The organism is Photorhabdus hainanensis, assembly GCF_018448965.1.
In the GTDB taxonomy this organism is placed as follows: Bacteria; Pseudomonadota; Gammaproteobacteria; order Enterobacterales; family Enterobacteriaceae; genus Photorhabdus; species Photorhabdus akhurstii.
In genome coordinates this window covers 47,743-67,493 of the sequence record NZ_RCWD01000033.1, presented here as the reverse complement: position 1 = coordinate 67,493, position 19,751 = coordinate 47,743, and the positions used below count along the sequence as shown (strand labels likewise).

The following is a 19,751-nucleotide window of genomic DNA, read 5'->3' as shown; positions in this document are numbered from 1 at the left end:
TTCTTACCGGTCAGTGCCTGACCCTCCTGAAGCGCTTTCAGGGCTTTGTCGAAATCGAAAGATTGAGTCATTTGTCATTCCTTTTTGAGATATATTACTGGAATGACACAGAATTTCTAACACTCCCCTTCATTCTGAAATTTCATTCTTAAAATATTATCTTTAATAAATTTTGATGAAGATAATGCTGACTCATTTACCGATCTAGCTGCAAGACCACTCATTGTTGAATAATATTCACTGTTTCTATTGCGATCTCTGCTTAATATGAAGTCCATTTTTAATAAACCTTTTCATCCCAAATATTGTATCCACTTGTGCGCACAGTTTGATCCTAGCAAGCTAGGGTTTGATATTTAAGATGGTTTTTCCTTCTGTTTTTAAACGTCATTTCAGAGATGGAAATTAAATAAATTAGTTAATACACAACTTTATGACCATAACTTTCTAGAATGTTTTTTACACTATCCATTGTCTCTTTTGCAGGTGGTTTCACTCCTTCTAATTGATATTCCTCGCCCATAGTAATCCATTTATGTTTACCGAGTTCGTGATAAGGCAGAAGCTCGATTTTTTCAATATTTTTCATATCTTGGGTAAATTCACCTAGTTTATGAACTGATTCATTATCATCGGACCAATCTGGAACCACAACATAGCGGATCCAGGTTTTCTGGTTACGTTTAGCCAAATAGCGGGCAAACTCCAAGGTGCGATGATTTGAAACACCGACTAATTTCTGATGGACTTCATCATTAAGTTGCTTCAAATCGAGCATCACGAGATCGGTTGCATCCATCAATTCATCAATAACCGGACCATAGCGGCGGACAAATCCATTAGTATCAAGACAAGTATGAATACCTTCGGCACGACAGGCTCGGAACCAATCACGTACAAATTCAGCTTGAAGAACTGCTTCGCCCCCTGATGCAGTAACACCTCCACCGGAAGCGTTCATAAAGTGACGATAGGTTGTCGCTTCTTTTATTAACTCTTCAACAGTCACGTCTTTGCCGCCGTGGGTATTCCATGTGTCGCGGTTATGGCAATAGAGGCAGCGCATCAGGCAGCCCTGAAAGAAAACAATAAACCGGATACCGGGGCCATCAACGGTGCCACAGGATTCGAAAGAGTGGATACGACCAAGTACCGACATAACAGGTTTGCTCCAAAACTGGCAGGATAAACGAATAGAGGCCCCAGAATTCAGGGCCTTTGTTAGCAAATTATTACATAGATTGGGTGAAAGTACGGGTAATCACATCCTGTTGTTGCTCTTTAGTCAGTGAGTTGAAACGTACGGCATAACCCGATACCCGAATAGTGAGTTGAGGATATTTTTCAGGGTCTTCCATCGCATCGAGCAGCATGTCACGGTTCATCACATTGACGTTCAGATGCTGACCACCTTCAATTTCTGCTTCATGGTGGAAATAACCATCCAGTAAACCCGCTAAATTAGTTTTGCGTGTTTCATCATCTTTTCCTAACGCATTCGGTACGATAGAGAAGGTGTAAGAGATACCATCTTTCGCATAGGCGAAGGGCAGCTTAGCCACAGAGGTTAAAGAGGCGACGGCGCCTTTTTGATCGCGACCATGCATTGGATTGGCACCGGGTCCAAATGGCGCGCCGGCACGACGCCCGTCAGGGGTGTTGCCGGTTTTCTTGCCATAGACCACGTTAGAAGTGATGGTCAGAACGGATTGCGTAGGTACTGAGTTGCGATAAGTATTCAGTTTCTGGATTTTTTTCATGAAACGTTCAACCAGATCACAGGCGATATCATCGACACGTGAGTCGTTGTTGCCAAATTGTGGATATTCACCTTCAATCTTGAAGTCAACCGCTAAACCATTTTCATCGCGGATTGGAGTCACTTTGGCATATTTGATGGCAGACAACGAGTCAGCGGCGACAGACAGACCAGCAATGCCACAGGCCATAGTACGATGAACATCACGGTCGTGCAGCGCCATCAGTGCGGCTTCATAGCTATATTTATCATGCATATAGTGAATGATGTTTAGTGCGGTAACATACTGTTTTGCCAGCCAGTCCATAAAGTGGTCCATGCGGGCCATTACTTTGTCGTAATCCAGCACTGCATCTTTCATCGGTTCTTCTTTCGGGCCAACCTGCATTTTTAGCTTTTCATCCACACCGCCGTTAATAGCGTACAGCATGGTTTTCGCCAGATTCGCGCGGGCGCCGAAGAATTGCATCTGCTTACCCACAATCATCGGGCTGACACAACAAGCGATAGCGTAATCATCGTTGTTGAAGTCGGGGCGCATCAGATCATCGTTCTCATATTGTAAAGATGAGGTATCGATAGACACTTTTGCCGCGAATTTTTTGAAATTTATCGGCAGTTTTTCGGACCACAGGATGGTCATGTTGGGTTCTGGTGATGGGCCCATCGTGTATAGGGTGTTCAGGAAACGGAAGCTGTTTTTAGTCACCAGTGTGCGGCCATCCAACCCCATACCCGCCAGCGATTCTGTTGCCCAAATTGGGTCGCCGGAGAACAGTTCGTCATATTCAGGGGTACGCAGGAAACGCACCATACGCAGTTTCATCACCAGATGGTCGATCAATTCCTGTGCTTCAACTTCTGTCAACTTACCTGCTTGCAGGTCACGTTCGATGTAGATATCCAGGAAGCTGGAAACACGACCGAAAGACATCGCGGCGCCATTTTGAGATTTAACCGCCGCCAGATAAGCGAAATAGGTCCACTGTATCGCTTCCTTAGCGTCAGTGGCGGGGCCAGAAATATCATAGCCATATTTAGCCGCCATCTCTTTAATCTGACCCAGAGCACGGTGTTGTTCAGCGATCTCTTCACGCAATTGAATAGTCATTGCTAGATCTTCACCGTTTTCCAGTTTTTCCTGCAATGAATTGAACTGAGCTAATTTATCATCACGTAAGAAATCGATGCCGTATACCGCAACGCGACGGTAATCGCCAATAATGCGACCGCGGCCATAGGCATCAGGTAGACCGGTCAGAACCCCGGATTTTCGGCATTTCAGAATATCTGGCGTGTAAACATCGAAAACCCCCTGATTATGCGTTTTGCGGTATTCAGTGAAAATCTGTTTCAATTTAGGATCGAGTTCACGACCATAAACTTTGCATGAGCCTTCCACCATTTTGATGCCGCCAAATGGGATCAGCGCACGTTTTAATGGGGCTTCCGTTTGCAGGCCAACAATAGTTTCCAGATCTTTTTCGATGTAACCTGCATCGTGGGAGGTAATAGTAGCAGCAACATCAGTATCAAAATCAACCGGTGCGTGAGTGCGGTTTTCGATTTTGATACCTTCCATGACTTTTTCCCATAAGGTATCGGTCGCCTTTGTCGAACCTGCCAGGAAAGATTCATCACCCTCGTATGGCGTATAGTTTCTTTGAATGAAGTCACGAATGTTGACTTCATTCTGCCAATCCCCCTGATTAAAACCTTGCCATGCGACAGAGAATTTTTTATTTAATTCAGTCATGATACTTCTACCTTTATAATAATCGAACTTTTGAGAAACTAAATAAGGGAGCGAATTAATGTTTTTGCCCATTACGCAGATAAATTGACCAGTAAGTTAAACCCACCAAAACGGCACCGCCGATAATGTTACCAATAGTGACCGGAATTAAATTGTCAGTAATAAAGTGTGAAATGGTGAGTTGAGAAAATTGTTCAGGTGTCGCCCCTATATTAATCCAGAACTCAGTTGGTGAGAAATGCTTAATAATAATACCAAGCGGGATTAAAAACATATTTGCAATGCTGTGTTCAAAGCCGCTGGCAACAAACATGCTTATTGGCAAAATCATGGCAAATATTTTATCCATTAAACTACGTCCGGCATAACTCATCCAAACCGCGAGACAAACCATTAAATTGGCGAGAATGCCTAAAAATAGCGCTTCAATAAAAGAGTGATGCATTTTATGGTTTGCTGTTTGCAAGACATTCAAGCCCCATAATCCGTCGGCAATACGATATTGACCGGCAAACCAGATAATGGCGACAAAAAATGACGCGCCAATTAAATTACCGAAATAGACGTTAATCCAGTTTTTAATCATTTGATGCCAGGTTATACGCCCGGTTGCTTTGGCAATAATCGTTAGCACAGTGGAAGTAAATAAATCTGCGCCACACACGACAACTAACATTAATCCAAGGGAGAAACAGATACCGCCAACTAATTTAGCTAATCCATAAGGGACAGATGCGGTTCCTGTAGTCGCGGTAATATAAAAGACAAATGCAATCGAAATAAAAACCCCGGCAGTTATTGCTGACAGATAAGTAATGGCGACAGGTTTAGTGGTTTTATAAACACCAATGTCATTGGCGATTTGCGTCATTACCGCAGGTGGTAATAGGTTAAAGGGGTTGTCAGCTTTCATACCAACATTCTCTTTATCATTAATAAGTTACGGTACGTAACGATAGTAACAAAGGCTTGAAGAAGGAAAATTGATATAGATCATAATCCCTTGACAGTAGACTCTGTTTTGGGGAATGAAAATGGTTGAAATTCCAATTAATTGATTGATTTTAATGAAATAAAAAAATTTTAAAAATTATGATATTTTTTTATTTAACCTATTGGTAGGGCATTTGATAAGTAAAATTACAGGCTAAATTGTTGTTTATTTGTTGTTGAAAATAAATTTAATTTAACCTGAATTTTACTTTTAATTATGAATTGTCTTTTCTACAGTTTTATTTTGCGTTCCAGAAATCGCGTTTTGCTTTTTGCAGTTTCTCATAAGCGGCTAATAAAGCCTGATGAGCGGGCAGTGATTTTAAATCTGAATCAACTGACCACAGGCCATAAAAACAGTGTTCACCAGAAATAGCTGCTGATGCTGCTTCGACAGCATCTTGCCCGTACATTTTTACGAATGCTTGATAATATTGTGTCGGCTCTTTATCCTCTTCCAGAGCAAGTAAAAGCAGTGTTTGCAAACAGCGATAATAATTAGCGCGTTCGGAGGTAAAGACTGAGGCGTTAAAATCTTGGGTCCACTCTACCCAAATTAAAGCCTGTTCCAAATCACCGCCAGCCAGTGCCAACATGGATTTCAATTCACCGACACGTAAATTGCTCCAGCCATTATCTTTACCCACCGCAATACCAAGCAATTCACGGACACGGGTAAAATCATCCAAACCTTCTTCATCTAATTGATCAATTAGTGCCAGATATTCTTCGGCTTGCCATTGGTTATCTGGTAATGCTAATAAAGTTTCCCGTAGATGGGTTCCCATCGTATTATTAGCAAGATGTAAATCTTCCACAGGATAAATATCAGACATCCCCGGAACCAGAATACGGCAGGCATAAACACCGAGGTGCTCGTAGTCAGCAATATAAACTTCGGCATCCAATTGTTTGAAGATTGCCATCAAAGTGGCGAACTCTTCTTCTGTCGTGCCGCTGAAATTCCAGTCAGTAAACGCGTAATCAGCATCTTGTTTAAACAAATCCCAACTGATTAAACCGCTTGAATCAATAAAGTGAGTCTCCAGATTGGTATGTTCTGCCACTTCTTCATTATCGAAAGTGGGCGCATTGAACACATCCAGATCTTTCAAACTGCGGCCCTGTAATAATTCGGTCACAGTACGTTCCAGTGCCACGCCAAATTCAGGATGTGCTCCAAAAGAGGCGAAACAGGTTCCGTTATTAGGATTAAACAGCACTACACAAATAACCGGGAATTGCCCACCGAGGGAGGCGTCATAACAATAGAGTGGGAAACCTTCATCCTGTAATTTGTTAACTGCGGCAACAACACCAGGATAACGATTCATCACTTCTTGGGGAATTTCTGGCAGGCTGATGCCTTCGGCGATAATACGATTCTTCACATAACGTTCAAAAACTTCAGATAGTCCCTGAACTCTGGCTTCATTCATAGTATTACCGGCTGACATACCATTGGAAACATAAAGATTGCCAATAATATTCATCGGAATATAGACGGTATGATGATCAGATTGACGAGTAAACGGTAGTGAGCAGATACCACGCTCTTCATTATCTGATTGCAAATCAACTAACTGACTGGCGCATAAGTCATTCTCAGGATCATAAAATTTACGTAACCGGTCATCCAGAATGCCTTCTGGTAAGGAATCATCGTCCGGTAAAGCAAACCATTTTTCATTGGGATAATGGACAAAATCACCGCTAGCGATAGCTTCTCCTAAATAGAAGTCAGCAAAAAAATAGTTGGTTGACAGGCGTTCAAAATACTCCCCTAAAGCAGAAGCTAAAGCGGCTTTCTTGCTGGCGCCTTTGCCATTGGTAAAACAGAGAGGACAATCGCGGTCACGGATATGAACTGACCAGACATTGGGAACCGGATTCAGCCATGAAGCTTCTTCAATATTAAAACCAAGGCGTTGCAGTTTTTGCTGAAAACAGTTGATTGAGTCTTCCAGTGCGGCGTCTTTGCCGGGGATAAAGGTTTGCGTCATGGTATTCACTTATGAGTGCTCGTTATGGGGCGCTCATCATACGAGTTTTTTTTCAGTAGCTAAAGTCTGGTATGTATCACAGATTTATTGTTATCATCATACATAATCTAACAGGATATTTTTTATTAAGGAAGAAGCATGAAAAAGATGAAACACACAGCTTTAGCCAGTTTATTGGCATTAATCAGTGGTTCTGCTTTTGCTTTACCAAATATTACGCTTTTGGCGACGGGAGGGACGATTGCCGGCGGTGGGAAGTCTGCAATCCAATCCAATTATGTTGCTGGAAGAGTTGCTATTGATGAATTAGTCAATGCTGTTCCTGAGATCAAAAATATCGCCAACCTAAAAGGTGAGCAGGTGGTTAGTATTGGTTCTCAGGATATGAATGATCAGGTGTGGTTGACGCTAGCGAAAAGAATCAACGCTGATTGTGACAAAACCGATGGTTTTGTTATCACCCACGGTACTGACACAATGGAAGAAACCGCTTACTTCCTCGATCTAACTACTCACTGCCAGAAACCGATAGTCATGGTTGGCGCGATGCGCCCATCCACGGCGCTTGGCGCCGATGGCCCGTTAAATCTGTATAACGCTGTGGTGGTTGCGGGTGATCAAGCATCAGCCAAGCGCGGTGTGTTGATGGCAATGAATGATGCGGTTATCAGTGGGCGCACTGTGGTGAAAATGAGCACCACCGAAGTTCAGGCATTCCAGCCAATTAATGCGGGTGCTGAGGGCTTTGTTCATAATGGCAAAGTCAATTATTACGCAGACGCTAAACCGAGAGCCAATCAGGCTATTTTTGATGTTAGTAAACTCGATAAATTGCCGAAAGTAGGTATTGTTTATAACTACGCCAATGCGTCTGATCTGCCGGCGAAAGCTCTGCTGAAAGATGGCTACCAAGGCATTGTCAGCGCCGGTGTAGGCAACGGTAATATGTACAAGGCGATTTTTGATACTTTGGCCCAAGCGGCTAAAGATGGGGTTGTGGTCGTAAGATCAAGCCGTGTACCGGTCGGATATGTTACTCAGGATGCGGAAGTGGATGATAGCAAGCATGGTTTTGTCGCTTCTGAACGTCTGAACCCGCAAAAGGCCAGAGTACTTTTACAATTAGCGCTGACTGAAACGCATGATCCGGTGAAAATTCACGAGATGTTTGTGAAATATTGATTCGTGATTCAGAGATAACAATAGGGCGCGGAATGCGTCCTAATATTTCTTCCTCCGAAAATATCTTTCTTATTGTTGACGTAAAAGATGATAATGCAGTGCATTTTTACCAAAATCATGGCCTTATTGCTTTACCCGATTCGCCATTCACATTATTCCTTCCTCTCATAGCTGTGGATAAAAAAGGGAAAAAATAAGCAGTTCACCTGTAATAGCGCTGAATGCACTAGTTTATTGGCTATTTTTGCGATAGTTTTGTTCAACGTTTGAATAACCATTGCAGCAATGAAATGGGAATGGTACAACCGATATATCAGATTATTTATTGCTATCAATCATTGTTATTTCGTCAGAATAAGGTGAGGTAAATGAATCAGGTATATAATTTCAGTTCAGGTCCCGCTATGTTACCGATTGAAGTATTGCGTAGAGCTGAACAGGAGCTATGCAACTGGAATGGTATTGGGACTTCAATTATGGAGATCAGTCACCGTGGTAAGGAGTTTATCGCGGTAGCAAAGGAGGCTGAAAATGATTTGCGGGATCTATTATCAGTGCCTGAAAACTATAAAGTATTGTTCTGTCATGGCGGCGCCCGCGGTCAATTTGCTGCTATTCCGATGAACTTGCTGGGTGATAATGTTAAAGCCGATTATATTGATGGCGGTTATTGGGCTGCATGCGCAGTTAAAGAAGCCAAAAAATATTGTGCGCCGAATGTGATTAATATCAAAACCGAAATTAATGGCTTGAAAAGTGTTAAACCAATGAGTGAATGGTCATTGAGCGATGATGCGGCTTATGTTCATTATTGCCCGAATGAAACTATTGATGGTATCGCCATTCATGAAGAGCCGAGTTTTAACGATAACAAAGTGATTATTGCCGACTACTCTTCTTCTATTCTTTCCCGGCCATTGGATGTTAGCCGTTACGGCATGATTTATGCAGGAGCGCAGAAGAATATTGGTCCTGCGGGCCTCACATTGGTTATTGTGCGTGAAGATTTATTAGGCAAAGCCCGCAAAGAAACCCCGTCTATTTTTGACTATGCTGTTTTGGCGGAGAATGACTCCATGTTCAACACACCGCCGACGTTTGCCTGGTATCTCTCGGGATTGGTCTTCAAATGGCTGAAAGAGCAAGGCGGGGTACAAGAGATGGCGAAACGTAATCAAGCTAAAGCTGAACTGCTTTATAGCGCGATTGATAACAGTGATTTTTATCGTAACCAGGTTGCTCCTGAAAATCGTTCCCTGATGAATGTGCCGTTCCAGATGGCTGATGCTTCACTAGATAGCCAATTTCTGGCAGAGGCTGATGCGCAAGGGTTGCAGGCACTGAAAGGACATCGGATTTCCGGCGGTATGCGTGCTTCTATTTATAATGCGATGCCGATAGAAGGGGTTCAGGCTTTAGTTGATTTTATGGCTGATTTCGAGCGTCGTAACGGCTAATTTGCCAACCATTACCGGGAACAACGGTTCCCGGTCTATTCTAGGTAAAAAAATATTTCCTCGAACGTAAAAATGACTCATTTATAATTAATGTAATCGAGAATCGGAGAGCCTGTTATTTATGCAATCCCTGATGCTACAACCTATTTCCTCCATTAGTGGAACTATTAACCTGCTAGGGTCAAAAAGTGTTTCTAACCGTGCGCTATTACTGGCGGCTTTCGCCAAAGGCACTACCTGCTTAACTAACTTGTTGGACAGTGATGATATTCGCCATATGCTCAATGCTTTGGCTGCATTGGGTGTCAGTTATCATTTATCTGATGATCGTACCCGTTGTGAAGTTGACGGTATTGGTGGGTTAATTACCCATAAAGGGCCGGTAGAACTGTTTCTGGGTAACGCCGGCACGGCAATGCGCCCCCTAACCGCCGCGTTATGTCTGGGCAAAAATGACGTCGTTCTTACCGGCGAACCTCGGATGAAAGAGCGTCCGATTGGCCACTTGGTGGATGCTTTGCGTCAAGGTGGGGCGGAAATTGATTATCTGGAGCAGGAAAATTATCCACCGTTACACATCAAAGGGGGTTTTGTTGGCGGCAAAGTGACGGTAGATGGCCGTGTTTCCAGCCAATTTCTGACCGCATTGCTGATGGCTGCGCCACTGGCAGAAAATGATTCTGAGATTCATATTCAAGGGGAATTAGTTTCCAAACCTTATATTGATATCACTCTTGCATTAATGAAAAGTTTTGGTATTACCGTAAATCACGATCAATATCGGATTTTCCATATTAAAGGCCGACAGCAATACGTTTCTCCTGGTCACTATTTGGTTGAAGGCGATGCCTCTTCTGCATCCTATTTTCTGGCGGCGGCGGCAATTAAAGGCGGCGCTGTACGGGTGACCGGAATTGGTAAACATAGCCTGCAAGGGGATACCAAATTTGCCGATGTGCTGGAGAAAATGGGGGCGAAAATTCGTTGGGGCGATGATTTTGTTGAATGTGAGCGTGGCGCCCTTACTGGCATTGATATGGATATGAATGAGATCCCTGATGCTGCTATGACCATTGCAACCACGGCGTTGTTTGCGGCAGGGGAGACCGTCATTCGCAATATATACAACTGGCGGGTAAAAGAGACGGATCGGCTCCATGCGATGGCGACTGAATTACGTAAAGTCGGCGCAGAGGTGGAAGAGGGGGTTGATTACATTCGCATCACACCGCCATCAAGATTATTACCGGCTGAAATTGGCACCTATAATGATCACCGAATGGCGATGTGTTTCTCGTTGGTAGCGCTGTCCGATACGCCGGTTACCATTCTCGATCCAGGTTGTACAGCGAAGACTTTTCCCGATTATTTCGATCAATTGGAGAGATTAAGCCAGCGAAAGTCATAATTATCGATTATTATGATTCAATAAAGCGTATTTCTTTGAGCAAAATCTATCTACATGGCATGCGCTTATTTCGTTCACTCTGTGAGTGCATATAATAAACGGCAGATATTGATTATTTTATTGAGTAAATATTCAGTATCTGATGAAGTGTTAACTTGCCATGCTAAAGGAGAACAATAATGGTGGCGATAGCCCCAGTAATAACTGTTGATGGGCCAAGCGGCGCAGGTAAAGGAACGTTATGCCAGGCATTGGCAGAGGCTTTAGGCTGGCAACTGCTTGATTCAGGCGCTATTTATCGAGTGTTGGCACTGGCCGCGATTCATCATCAGGTGGATATCCAGTCTGAAGATGCGTTAGTTCCTCTGGCTGCTAATCTTGATGTACGTTTTGTCCCTGGCAAAGGGAAGCTTAGTGTAATGCTTGAGGGCGAGGACGTCAGTAATGAGATCCGCACCGAAACGGTCGGTAATACTGCCTCGCAGGCGGCTGCTTTCCCACGAGTTCGTGAAGCCTTGTTGCGGCGTCAGCGTGCTTTTCGGGTTGCGCCGGGCTTGATTGCCGATGGCCGTGATATGGGAACCGTGGTGTTTTCTGATGCCCCGGTGAAAATATTCCTTGATGCCAGCGCAGAAGAACGTGCGCGCAGACGTATGCTACAGTTGCAGGAAAAAGGCTTTAGTGTTAACTTTGAATGTCTTTTGTCCGAGATACAGGAGCGTGATTACCGTGACCGTAACCGGGCAGTTGCACCATTAGCGCCGGCTGAAGACGCATTAATATTGGATTCAACCAGTATGTCTATCGAGGAAGTTATTGGCCGGGCGCTAAATTATGCGAAAAAAATTCTTTTAATTACCTGAACGATTTTAAGTTTTTAGCTTATAATTGGTGACGATGTACTAAAAATTGGGTACGCGGGTAGAGAATTTTTCCGCAAACTAAAAACCCTGTTACAGGAATCGTAGCGGGGCATGTAAAACAACCCCATTCGGCGGGAAGCTAAATGGACGTTAAATTAAAATCTTGAAGATCATTAACATGACAGAATCTTTTGCTCAACTCTTTGAAGAATCCCTGCAATCTATTGAAACTCGTCCAGGTGCTATCGTTCGCGGCATCGTTGTTGCTATTGATAAAGACGTTGTATTGGTTGATGCAGGTCTGAAATCAGAATCCGCTATTCCTGTAGAACAGTTTAAAAATGTTCAGGGTGAGCTGGAAATCCAGGTTGGTGATGAAATTGATGTTGCTCTAGACGCTGTTGAAGATGGTTTCGGTGAAACTGTTCTGTCTCGTGAGAAAGCAAAACGCCATGAAGCGTGGCTGATGCTGGAAAAAGCTTACGAAGATGCAGAAACTGTTACCGGCATCATCAACGGCAAAGTGAAAGGCGGCTTTACTGTTGAACTGAACGGTATCCGTGCATTCCTGCCTGGTTCTCTGGTTGATGTTCGTCCAGTTCGTGATACAACTCACCTGGAAGGTAAAGAGCTTGAGTTTAAAGTCATCAAACTGGATCAGAAACGCAACAATGTCGTGGTTTCTCGTCGTGCTGTTATCGAATCTGAAAACAGCGCGGAACGTGACCAATTGCTGGAAAACCTGCAAGAAGGTATGGAAGTTAAAGGTATCGTTAAGAACCTCACTGACTACGGCGCATTTGTTGATTTGGGCGGCGTTGATGGCTTGCTGCACATTACTGATATGGCTTGGAAACGCGTTAAGCATCCAAGCGAAATCGTCAATGTGGGCGACGAAATCGCAGTTAAAGTACTGAAATTTGACCGTGAGCGTACCCGCGTATCTCTGGGCCTGAAACAACTGGGCGAAGATCCTTGGGTAGCAATCGCTAAACGTTATCCAGAAAGCACTAAACTAACTGGTCGCGTAACTAACCTGACTGATTACGGCTGCTTCGTAGAAATTGAAGAAGGCGTTGAAGGTCTGGTACACGTTTCAGAAATGGATTGGACCAACAAAAACATCCACCCATCCAAAGTGGTTAACGTTGGTGATGTTGTGGAAGTTATGGTTCTGGATATCGACGAAGAACGTCGTCGTATCTCCTTGGGTCTGAAACAGTGTAAAGCTAACCCGTGGCAGCTGTTTGCTGAAACTCACAACAAAAATGACCGTGTTGAAGGTAAGATCAAGTCTATTACTGACTTCGGTATTTTCATTGGTCTGGACGGCGGCATTGATGGCCTGGTTCACCTGTCTGACATCTCTTGGAACGTTGCTGGAGAAGAAGCAGTTCGTGAATACAAAAAAGGCGATGAAATCGCGGCTGTTGTTCTGCAAGTAGACGCAGAACGTGAGCGTATCTCTCTGGGCATTAAACAACTGGCAGAAGATCCATTCAATAACTACCTGTCTGTGAACAAGAAAGGCGCTATTGTTAATGGTAAAGTTACCGCGGTTGATGCTAAAGGCGCGACAGTAGAACTGGCTGACGGCGTTGAAGGTTACCTGCGTGCATCAGAAGCTTCTCGTGACCGTGTTGAAGATGCAACGCTGGTTCTGAACGTGGGTGATGCAGTTGAAGCTAAATATACTGGCGTTGATCGCAAAAACCGCGTTATCAACCTGTCTGTTCGCGCGAAAGACGAAGCTGACGAAAAAGACGCTATCGCTTCTGTGAACAAACAAGAAGACGCAAACTTTGCAAACAATGCAATGGCTGAAGCTTTCAAAGCAGCGAAAGGCGAATAATTCAAGTGAATAACGGTGGATAACACGTAAGTGTTATCCAAGTGCGGTAGTTTAGGGAGGTACTCATGACCAAGTCTGAATTAATTGAAAGACTTGCTGGCCAGCAATCTCATATTTCGGCCAAAACCGTTGAAGATGCAGTGAAAGAAATACTCGACCATATGGCAATAACATTGGCAGATGGCGAACGTATAGAGGTGCGCGGATTCGGCAGTTTTTCTCTTCACTACCGTGCTCCGCGCGTAGGTCGTAACCCTAAAACCGGTGATAAAGTGGAGCTGGAAGGTAAATACGTTCCCCATTTTAAACCTGGCAAAGAGTTGCGTGATCGCGTGAATATCTACGATTAAGTTTGAAGATAACAAGTTATTGCTTATTCTAAACAGCGTTTCGATGCTGTTTTAGATTCATAACAAAGTGCTGGCCTCTTGGTCAGCACTTTTTTGATCTAATCAAGGCTCATATAAAAAGAGCTAACTTTTATACTGAGAAAACCTTCCCCATAATCCTGTCAATCTGACGTTGTGTCCCCTGTCCTCAGAAATCACTTGCATGCGCAATCAAGACTGAACCGGTAAATAACTTTGGTAGGATGGCGATATATCAGGTTCCGTTATCTCCTGCTCCGGTAACGGCATCAAAACCTGAACAGCCTCCGCAGGATAACAAACATCCACCCAAACCGGATAAATCGCAGGATAAAAAATTACCGTGGTATAAACGGTGGCTTAGCGGCAGCAAAGATAAAGCGGAAGCTGCTGCTATCGCTGTGGCTGCAACTACTCGTGGCGCTATAGCAGATAGTGAAGCGTTGGTAATGCGTTACATCGGTGGCGGCATTACCAGCGCCGGGCGCTGGCTGGCGGTACCAAATCCGTTGACAGTCGGATTAATAAAGATGATGGTTCTGTTTATGGACTCGATAATCTGCGAGTAATAACTCCGAAGCGACATATTGAAATTCATTCTAATAAAGAGGAAAAATAGGATGGAATTAAAAAGTAAGTTAGAAGAATATACTGAAACGGAGTTTTTAGAATTAATTAGCATGATCTTTGAGGGGAAATATTCTTCTGAGGCAGAGCACGATGCAATCGTAAACAATATTGTGAGAGTCTCAGAATATCCTGGAGGTACAGATTTATTGTATTATCCTGAAGATGGCATTGAAGATAGCCCAGAAGGTGTGCTTAAAGTAGTAAAAGAATGGCGAGCCAGAAATGGTAAACCGGGCTTTAAAGAATAACCAGCCTAGTACTTGGTACCGACATTACTGATGGAAAGCGGACCTTAGTATTGCTTTCCCCTTGGTACCCCCATATTATAAAACTAGATTTTGTTGTGGAGTTAATGGCATGAAACCATCAATAGCCTTAGCTGCTAATCGGGAGGCCATCCGTCGCGTAGTGGAGTCTCATCGAGCCCGTAATGCCCGTGTTTTCGGGTCTGTTATACACGGTGATGACACCGAGGACAGTGACTTGGACATCCTGGTTGACCCGACGCCGGAAACCACTCTTTTTGATATTGGCGCGATCCGGCACGAGTTGTTGCAACTGCTCGGTGTGCCAGTGGATGTGCTGACCCCGAAGGCACTACCAGAGAAATTCAGGGCGGTTGTTCTTGCCGAGGCGGTGCCTGTATGAGCCGTGATCAGCAGCGCCTTGTCGACTATCTGGCGCACATCCTCGAAGCCATCAAGCGTATCGACAGCTACACGGAAGACATGGACGAACTGGCGTTCCTTAACAACCGGTTGGTGCAGGATGCCGTGATTCGCAACTTCGAGATCATCGGCGAGGCCAGTAACAACATTGGGAAACATTATCCCGATTTCGCCATTGCTAACCCTGAATTGCCATTGTCGTTTGCTTACCAGATGCGTAATGTTTTGGCTCATGGCTACTTCAAGGTGGATCTTGAGATTGTCTGGAAAACGATCCACAGTGCTCTACCGGGGCTTTACCAGCAAATTCTAGAATTAATGCCTAAGGATTCCCACGAAATTTCGTTTGATTAAAAACGTTATTGGACCCTCAGGCATAGCATTTCCTGACTTAAGAAAATTTCAGATTAAATAATGTTATTGAATATGAAAAGAAATAAATTCCAAGCATAATGAGAATTACACCGCTGGTGTAATTAATAAACTTAATAACACGGTGACTGAGCATTTTTCTGGAGAAGAATATCACGGTATTAATAAAGGCAACCCAAACAATAACACCAATAATTGTTCCTGTTGCGCCAATAGCTAAACTATATTTACCTGATGCAATATTGTTCAGTTGTGCACTGACAGACAGCCAGAAAATAACATTATATGGATTTAATAGTGTTAACAATACACCATCAAAAAATTGCCTATGATAGGGTTTGGCGATGATATTGATATTTTCCTCATTTTTCTTATTTATGAAGCTGGTAATACCAAACCAAATGACCATTAATGCCCCTAAAAACCCCAAGATAGGCATGAAAATAGTATTGGAGAACAATTGCAATATACCAAAACCTAAGAGTAACAAATAAATTATATCGGCAAAACAGGCGCCTAAACCAAAAACTACTGCGTGAAGACAACTGATATTCAAGTGTCTACGCATAATTTCGATATTTATAGGGCCAACGGGAGCCGCAGCTCCCAATCCTAAAAGAAAAAATGTTCCTAATGTACTGATTACATCAACCATATAATTAATTCCATAACATGAGATGTTTATTTAATGATAATCCAATGAAGCTTTGTAATGATATTCTGTACCCCTCGGGAAAACTACGAATAGCATGGGGTTTCCTGGTGTTTATTATGATCAAATCTCCTTGTTCTGGTTTAATAAGGACGGATGGCGGAAGCGTACCTCGCCAATCATTTTCTGCATTATCTTCGATTAACTCAGTAATGGGGATTTCAGGAACATCCCACAGCTCTAGCTCTCCTCCAGTTGCAGGCATGCTTATATAGATATTCACTGAGAATTGCCCCAACAAATTGACCGATTGTTGTTGAAGGCCATCAAAATGAGGTTGCTTTTCAACCATGAAAGAACGTTCTGGCCTGTTCATCACTCTGGCAATACCCGCATGCATCTTTTTACCTTCAAAGTTGGCAATACTGGCCCCGGCGTACCATATCTCATCCAGTTCTAAGCGAAATTTATCGAAAGGGGCTAACATTGGCGCACAGAAATTTCTGACGTTTCTGATGGCAGATAGTGCATTTTCAAAGTATTTTTTATAGCTATCGCTATCTTTGGATTTACCAAAAGTTGTATTGTAAGATGGACCAATTCTATCAACACCGTAATCAACTAAAACAACTTCATCTCCTTTTTTCAAATCATGAGGATGACATTCTAGATTTTCGTGGGAAAGGAAAAAATCAGAGAGCTTGTCTGCAAGAGAGTTATCAACATATTTCTTTATATGGATTGCTAACACTTCATCATTAAATAATTTAGTAAGATGATGTTCTTGCAGCGAGTCAGATACAATTATTTTGTTTTTCATAAAAACCACCTTATTGTATTTAACATGATTTTTTGATTGTTTTCCATATAAAAATAGAATGGAAATATTAATTTAATATTATTTAAATTTAATCAATGCGACCTTAATCACAAAACAAGAAGTAAACAATCATTTAAGTAGTTTCACTAATTAAGTGGTCAATTGCTTAGGTAATGTCTGATAATAGTGATTTTTATTGTTTTACATATGGTTAGGTTGATTGTTCTATTAACTCATAGGTTTGGTTAATAATTTCAAAAATGAATTTAATATTTAATTATAATAATAAGTAAATAATGTAACTTATCGTGATTTTATAATGGCTTATAATGTTTATTTATGTCTGTAATGAGAATGCATACAAAACATTACGAAATATTTTATTTGATATCAGTATCGCAATGTTGCATTTGCGATCAATATAACATTTGGTGGGTAATTAGCAGGTGGCAGTTTCTGTATTTGCGAAGCTGTTCGCATATATTTTTGAAAAGATTGTTAGCCTGGAATTAATCTGCGAAGGTGTTTGATAATTTTTCTTGTGCTTCTGGCTGAGTTGTAAAAAATAAGGAATACTCTGCTAGGAAAATAAAATGTAAGGATGAATAAGGATGTGGTTTTCAGTTTTGATAAACAAGATAACGACAAATTGGAAACAATCTATACCAATCATTAGCGTGAATCAGGCTGCAATAGCTATTATTATCGGTATTGTACCCTTGCTTTTTCTGCCTGAGTTACCACAGAAATGGCAGATTATTACATTGTTATTACTGGCGCTATTCTGCTTATTCTTGCCATTTTGTCTTTACCGAATGGTTTCAATTTCATTACTGGCATTTCTTATTGGGTGCTGGCAGGGAAATCATCTGCTCGAACAGATAATCTATTTTAGTGAGAAAGTGCATTTATCTCGAGTTATTATTGAAAGCTTATCATTAGATAATGAAGAGCAAGGCAGGATTATTCTGCGTATTATTGAGAATGAAAACAGAGTTGTTTTTCCGCCACTGCATGTTTCCGCTTCTTGGGATATTTCGCCTGAATCTCTGTGTGCTGGTCAAGAATGGTTGTTGAAAATGAAATTACGACCGGTTCATAGTCAGCTAAATCAGGGTGGATATGATAGTCAGCGTAGGGCATTGGCTATCCGTCAGCCTTTAACAGGGAAAGTCATTCATGCTGAATTAATTGATGGGGAATGTAACTTACGTCAGCGATTAGTCAGTCATATTGCACCGGATATTCGTGAATTGAAACATAGTGGTATTGCGATGGCATTAGCATTCGGAGAGCGTCGGTGGTTAAGTAGGGAGGATAATTTATTATTGCAACAAACAGGTACGGCTCACCTTATGGCTATTTCCGGGTTGCATATTACCGTTGCCAGTATGTTTGGTTGGTGGATGGCAAGGTTATTACAACTCTTCTTTCCCGTGCACTGGATAGGGCACAGATTTCCATTGATTACTGGTTGGATAGTGGCAATAAATTATGTCTGGTTATCGGGTTGGGGCATTCCGGCTATTCGTGCATTACTGGGTTTAACGCTCTGGCTATATTTACGTTACAAAAATATTCTCTGTTTCCCTTGGCAGTGGGCATTGTGGACAGCCGCAATGATTCTCTTATTTGATCCCCTGACTGTGCTTTCTGATAGCTTCTGGCTCTCTTTCTTTGCTGTGATGGCGCTAATGTTCTGGTTCTTTTGGGCGCCGTTGATTGAGCCATTTCGTTATGGTTGGAAATGGATATGGCTGCGAGGGTTATATATGCAGATGGGTATGATGCTGATGCTTATTCCTCTCCAGCTATTATTATTTCATGGCGTCAATTTTTCTGCTTTATTGGCTAACTTTTGGGCCGTGCCAATCATCTCTTTTATTACTGTTCCGTTGATTATGCTGGCATTAATAAGCAATTTTTGTTCCTTTATTCACGCTTTATTATGGCAATTAGTCGATTACTCTGTAACCTTCTCTTTAATTCCTTTGCCAGTTTTGCAACAGTCATGGAGTGAAACTGGCCGTTTTCCCTTCTTAATAACGTTTATTGGTTGGTTTGTTGTCATTATTTGGCGATTTGCTTGGTGGCAATCATATAAGTTACTGATTGCGATTTCTTTGGGGATAATGCTCTGCTATTTGAGGCGCAATGAAGAATATCTGTGGCGATTTTCTATGCTGGATGTTGGGCATGGTCTTGCGGTTATCATTGAAAAAGATGGTAAAGCGCTGATTTTTGATACCGGTAATCGTTGGGAAACCGGCAGTATGGCTGAAAGAGTGATTGTCCCTTATTTGCGTTGGCATCGATTAACGCCAGAGCAGATTATTATCAGTCATGATCATCTTGACCATACGGGCGGATTGGAATTCTTACAACAAAAATATCCGGGTATTGCTGTGAGAAGTTCTTTAATCAATCAGCGACATCTTCCATGTATACGCGGTGAGCAGTGGCGCTGGCAAGGGTTGAGCTTCCGTGTATTATGGCCGCCGGTAAGATCATTACACGCAGGTAATGACGAATCCTGTGTCATTCGGGTAGATGATGGCAAACATAGCTTACTTTTGACCGGAGATCTGGAAAAACAAGGGGAATACAAGCTATTGAGAATAGAAAAAGAGAATTTAAAATCGACCATATTGCAAGTTCCACATCATGGTAGTAATACCTCATCTACAGCCGCTTTTATTCATACTGTTTCACCACAATATGCACTGGCCTCTGTTGCACGTTATAGCCCGTGGCGACTCCCTTCGGTTAAGGTGCAGCGACGTTATCGTAAAACCGGGGCAGAATGGCGTAGTACCGCAGTATCCGGGCAGATAACGGGTTATTTTTATGGCGATCATGTTGAAATGATGAGCTATAGGCAACAAATTATGTCACGTTGGTATCATCAGTGGTTTGGTATTCGTGGTGATCATGAGTAGAATAACCCGCTATTTCTTTTGTGTTGGTA

The 19,751-nt window shown here is 42.5% G+C and carries 18 protein-coding genes and 1 pseudogene; 13 read left to right on the top strand and 6 right to left on the bottom strand.

Going from position 1 to position 19,751, the window contains the following annotated elements:
- Nucleotides 1-418: 418 nt before the first annotated feature.
- The 4 genes from pflA to ycaO all read right to left on the bottom strand — a co-directional run bounded on the left by pflA (nt 419) and on the right by ycaO (nt 6,511).
- Nucleotides 419-1,159 carry a pyruvate formate lyase 1-activating protein gene (pflA, locus tag EAE92_RS18135; RefSeq protein WP_214069096.1) on the bottom strand — a complete coding sequence of 247 codons (741 nt, stop codon included), beginning with the start codon at nt 1,157-1,159 and terminating at the stop codon, nt 419-421.
- A 73-nt stretch (nt 1,160-1,232) separates the two neighbouring features.
- Nucleotides 1,233-3,515, bottom strand: a complete 2,283-nt coding sequence (pflB, locus tag EAE92_RS18130) for a formate C-acetyltransferase (RefSeq protein WP_214069095.1) — start codon at nt 3,513-3,515, stop codon at nt 1,233-1,235.
- Between the two features lie 55 nt (nt 3,516-3,570).
- On the bottom strand, nt 3,571-4,428 hold the full coding sequence (focA, locus tag EAE92_RS18125; protein WP_214069094.1) for a formate transporter FocA: 858 nt from the start codon (nt 4,426-4,428) through the stop codon (nt 3,571-3,573).
- A 319-nt stretch (nt 4,429-4,747) separates the two neighbouring features.
- Entirely contained in the window at nt 4,748-6,511 is a 1,764-nt protein-coding gene (ycaO, locus tag EAE92_RS18120) for a 30S ribosomal protein S12 methylthiotransferase accessory factor YcaO (protein ID WP_214069093.1), read from the bottom strand.
- A gap of 138 nt (nt 6,512-6,649) precedes the next feature.
- Here ycaO and ansB point away from each other — a divergent pair, with 138 nt between their 5' ends.
- The 12 genes and pseudogenes from ansB (at nt 6,650) to EAE92_RS18065 (ending at nt 15,293) form a co-directional block, all read left to right on the top strand.
- Complete coding sequence (ansB, locus tag EAE92_RS18115; RefSeq protein ID WP_214069092.1) at nt 6,650-7,693, top strand: L-asparaginase 2; 1,044 nt, start codon at nt 6,650-6,652, stop codon at nt 7,691-7,693.
- A 32-nt stretch (nt 7,694-7,725) separates the two neighbouring features.
- Nucleotides 7,726-7,890 (top strand): hypothetical protein, encoded by a 165-nt coding sequence (locus tag EAE92_RS18110; RefSeq protein ID WP_181147732.1) that lies wholly within the window; start codon nt 7,726-7,728, stop codon nt 7,888-7,890.
- Nucleotides 7,891-8,061: 171 nt separating this feature from the next.
- Nucleotides 8,062-9,150, top strand: coding sequence for a 3-phosphoserine/phosphohydroxythreonine transaminase (gene serC, locus EAE92_RS18105; protein WP_214069091.1), 1,089 nt, complete (start codon nt 8,062-8,064; stop codon nt 9,148-9,150).
- A 121-nt stretch (nt 9,151-9,271) separates the two neighbouring features.
- Complete coding sequence (aroA, locus tag EAE92_RS18100; protein WP_214069090.1) at nt 9,272-10,558, top strand: 3-phosphoshikimate 1-carboxyvinyltransferase; 1,287 nt, start codon at nt 9,272-9,274, stop codon at nt 10,556-10,558.
- A gap of 179 nt (nt 10,559-10,737) precedes the next feature.
- Nucleotides 10,738-11,421, top strand: coding sequence for a (d)CMP kinase (gene cmk, locus EAE92_RS18095; protein WP_214069089.1), 684 nt, complete (start codon nt 10,738-10,740; stop codon nt 11,419-11,421).
- 178 nt (nt 11,422-11,599) lie between these two features.
- Nucleotides 11,600-13,273 carry a 30S ribosomal protein S1 gene (gene rpsA / locus EAE92_RS18090; protein WP_105397184.1) on the top strand — a complete coding sequence of 558 codons (1,674 nt, stop codon included), beginning with the start codon at nt 11,600-11,602 and terminating at the stop codon, nt 13,271-13,273.
- Between the two features lie 65 nt (nt 13,274-13,338).
- On the top strand, nt 13,339-13,623 hold the full coding sequence (gene ihfB, locus EAE92_RS18085; protein ID WP_011145915.1) for an integration host factor subunit beta: 285 nt from the start codon (nt 13,339-13,341) through the stop codon (nt 13,621-13,623).
- Nucleotides 13,624-13,841: 218 nt separating this feature from the next.
- Nucleotides 13,842-14,168, top strand: a pseudogene (locus tag EAE92_RS18080) (S-type pyocin domain-containing protein); the annotation flags it as partial.
- Nucleotides 14,129-14,260, top strand: a complete 132-nt coding sequence (locus EAE92_RS25440; protein WP_422616065.1) for a hypothetical protein — start codon at nt 14,129-14,131, stop codon at nt 14,258-14,260. The pseudogene EAE92_RS18080 and the gene EAE92_RS25440, both read left to right, overlap by 40 nt.
- A gap of 1 nt (nt 14,261) precedes the next feature.
- Nucleotides 14,262-14,519: a bacteriocin immunity protein gene (locus EAE92_RS18075; RefSeq protein ID WP_036806785.1), complete on the top strand. Its 258-nt coding sequence runs from the start codon at nt 14,262-14,264 to the stop codon at nt 14,517-14,519.
- Between the two features lie 61 nt (nt 14,520-14,580).
- Nucleotides 14,581-14,919: a nucleotidyltransferase family protein gene (locus EAE92_RS18070; protein ID WP_246545280.1), complete on the top strand. Its 339-nt coding sequence runs from the start codon at nt 14,581-14,583 to the stop codon at nt 14,917-14,919.
- Nucleotides 14,916-15,293 (top strand): HepT-like ribonuclease domain-containing protein, encoded by a 378-nt coding sequence (locus tag EAE92_RS18065; protein WP_214069088.1) that lies wholly within the window; start codon nt 14,916-14,918, stop codon nt 15,291-15,293. Before EAE92_RS18070 ends, EAE92_RS18065 begins: the two co-directional genes overlap by 4 nt.
- A gap of 37 nt (nt 15,294-15,330) precedes the next feature.
- Here EAE92_RS18065 and EAE92_RS18060 read toward each other — a convergent pair whose 3' ends face one another.
- Both EAE92_RS18060 and EAE92_RS18055 read right to left on the bottom strand, forming a co-directional pair.
- Nucleotides 15,331-15,966, bottom strand: coding sequence for a LysE family translocator (locus tag EAE92_RS18060; protein WP_214069087.1), 636 nt, complete (start codon nt 15,964-15,966; stop codon nt 15,331-15,333).
- 4 nt (nt 15,967-15,970) lie between these two features.
- On the bottom strand, nt 15,971-16,783 hold the full coding sequence (locus EAE92_RS18055) for a 2OG-Fe(II) oxygenase (protein ID WP_214069086.1): 813 nt from the start codon (nt 16,781-16,783) through the stop codon (nt 15,971-15,973).
- Nucleotides 16,784-17,394: 611 nt separating this feature from the next.
- On the opposite strand from EAE92_RS18055, the gene EAE92_RS18050 reads away from it, so the two are divergent.
- Entirely contained in the window at nt 17,395-19,722 is a 2,328-nt protein-coding gene (locus EAE92_RS18050; RefSeq protein WP_214069085.1) for a ComEC family protein, read from the top strand.
- Nucleotides 19,723-19,751: the final 29 nt, after the last annotated feature.

Bases quoted from the DNA above. Each gene is read 5' to 3' on its own strand.
- EAE92_RS18110 (WP_181147732.1), top strand. From the start codon at position 7,726: ATGCGTCCTAATATTTCTTCCTCCGAAAATATCTTTCTTATTGTTGAC.
- rpsA (WP_105397184.1), top strand. From the start codon at position 11,600: ATGACAGAATCTTTTGCTCAACTCTTTGAAGAATCCCTGCAATCTATT.
- ansB (WP_214069092.1), top strand. From the start codon at position 6,650: ATGAAAAAGATGAAACACACAGCTTTAGCCAGTTTATTGGCATTAATC.
- cmk (WP_214069089.1), top strand. From the start codon at position 10,738: ATGGTGGCGATAGCCCCAGTAATAACTGTTGATGGGCCAAGCGGCGCA.
- EAE92_RS18060 (WP_214069087.1), bottom strand. From the start codon at position 15,966: ATGGTTGATGTAATCAGTACATTAGGAACATTTTTTCTTTTAGGATTG.
- EAE92_RS18075 (WP_036806785.1), top strand. From the start codon at position 14,262: ATGGAATTAAAAAGTAAGTTAGAAGAATATACTGAAACGGAGTTTTTA.
- serC (WP_214069091.1), top strand. From the start codon at position 8,062: ATGAATCAGGTATATAATTTCAGTTCAGGTCCCGCTATGTTACCGATT.
- focA (WP_214069094.1), bottom strand. From the start codon at position 4,428: ATGAAAGCTGACAACCCCTTTAACCTATTACCACCTGCGGTAATGACG.
- EAE92_RS18055 (WP_214069086.1), bottom strand. From the start codon at position 16,783: ATGAAAAACAAAATAATTGTATCTGACTCGCTGCAAGAACATCATCTT.
- EAE92_RS18050 (WP_214069085.1), top strand. From the start codon at position 17,395: ATGTGGTTTTCAGTTTTGATAAACAAGATAACGACAAATTGGAAACAA.
- aroA (WP_214069090.1), top strand. From the start codon at position 9,272: ATGCAATCCCTGATGCTACAACCTATTTCCTCCATTAGTGGAACTATT.
- EAE92_RS18065 (WP_214069088.1), top strand. From the start codon at position 14,916: ATGAGCCGTGATCAGCAGCGCCTTGTCGACTATCTGGCGCACATCCTC.
- ycaO (WP_214069093.1), bottom strand. From the start codon at position 6,511: ATGACGCAAACCTTTATCCCCGGCAAAGACGCCGCACTGGAAGACTCA.
- ihfB (WP_011145915.1), top strand. From the start codon at position 13,339: ATGACCAAGTCTGAATTAATTGAAAGACTTGCTGGCCAGCAATCTCAT.
- pflB (WP_214069095.1), bottom strand. From the start codon at position 3,515: ATGACTGAATTAAATAAAAAATTCTCTGTCGCATGGCAAGGTTTTAAT.
- pflA (WP_214069096.1), bottom strand. From the start codon at position 1,159: ATGTCGGTACTTGGTCGTATCCACTCTTTCGAATCCTGTGGCACCGTT.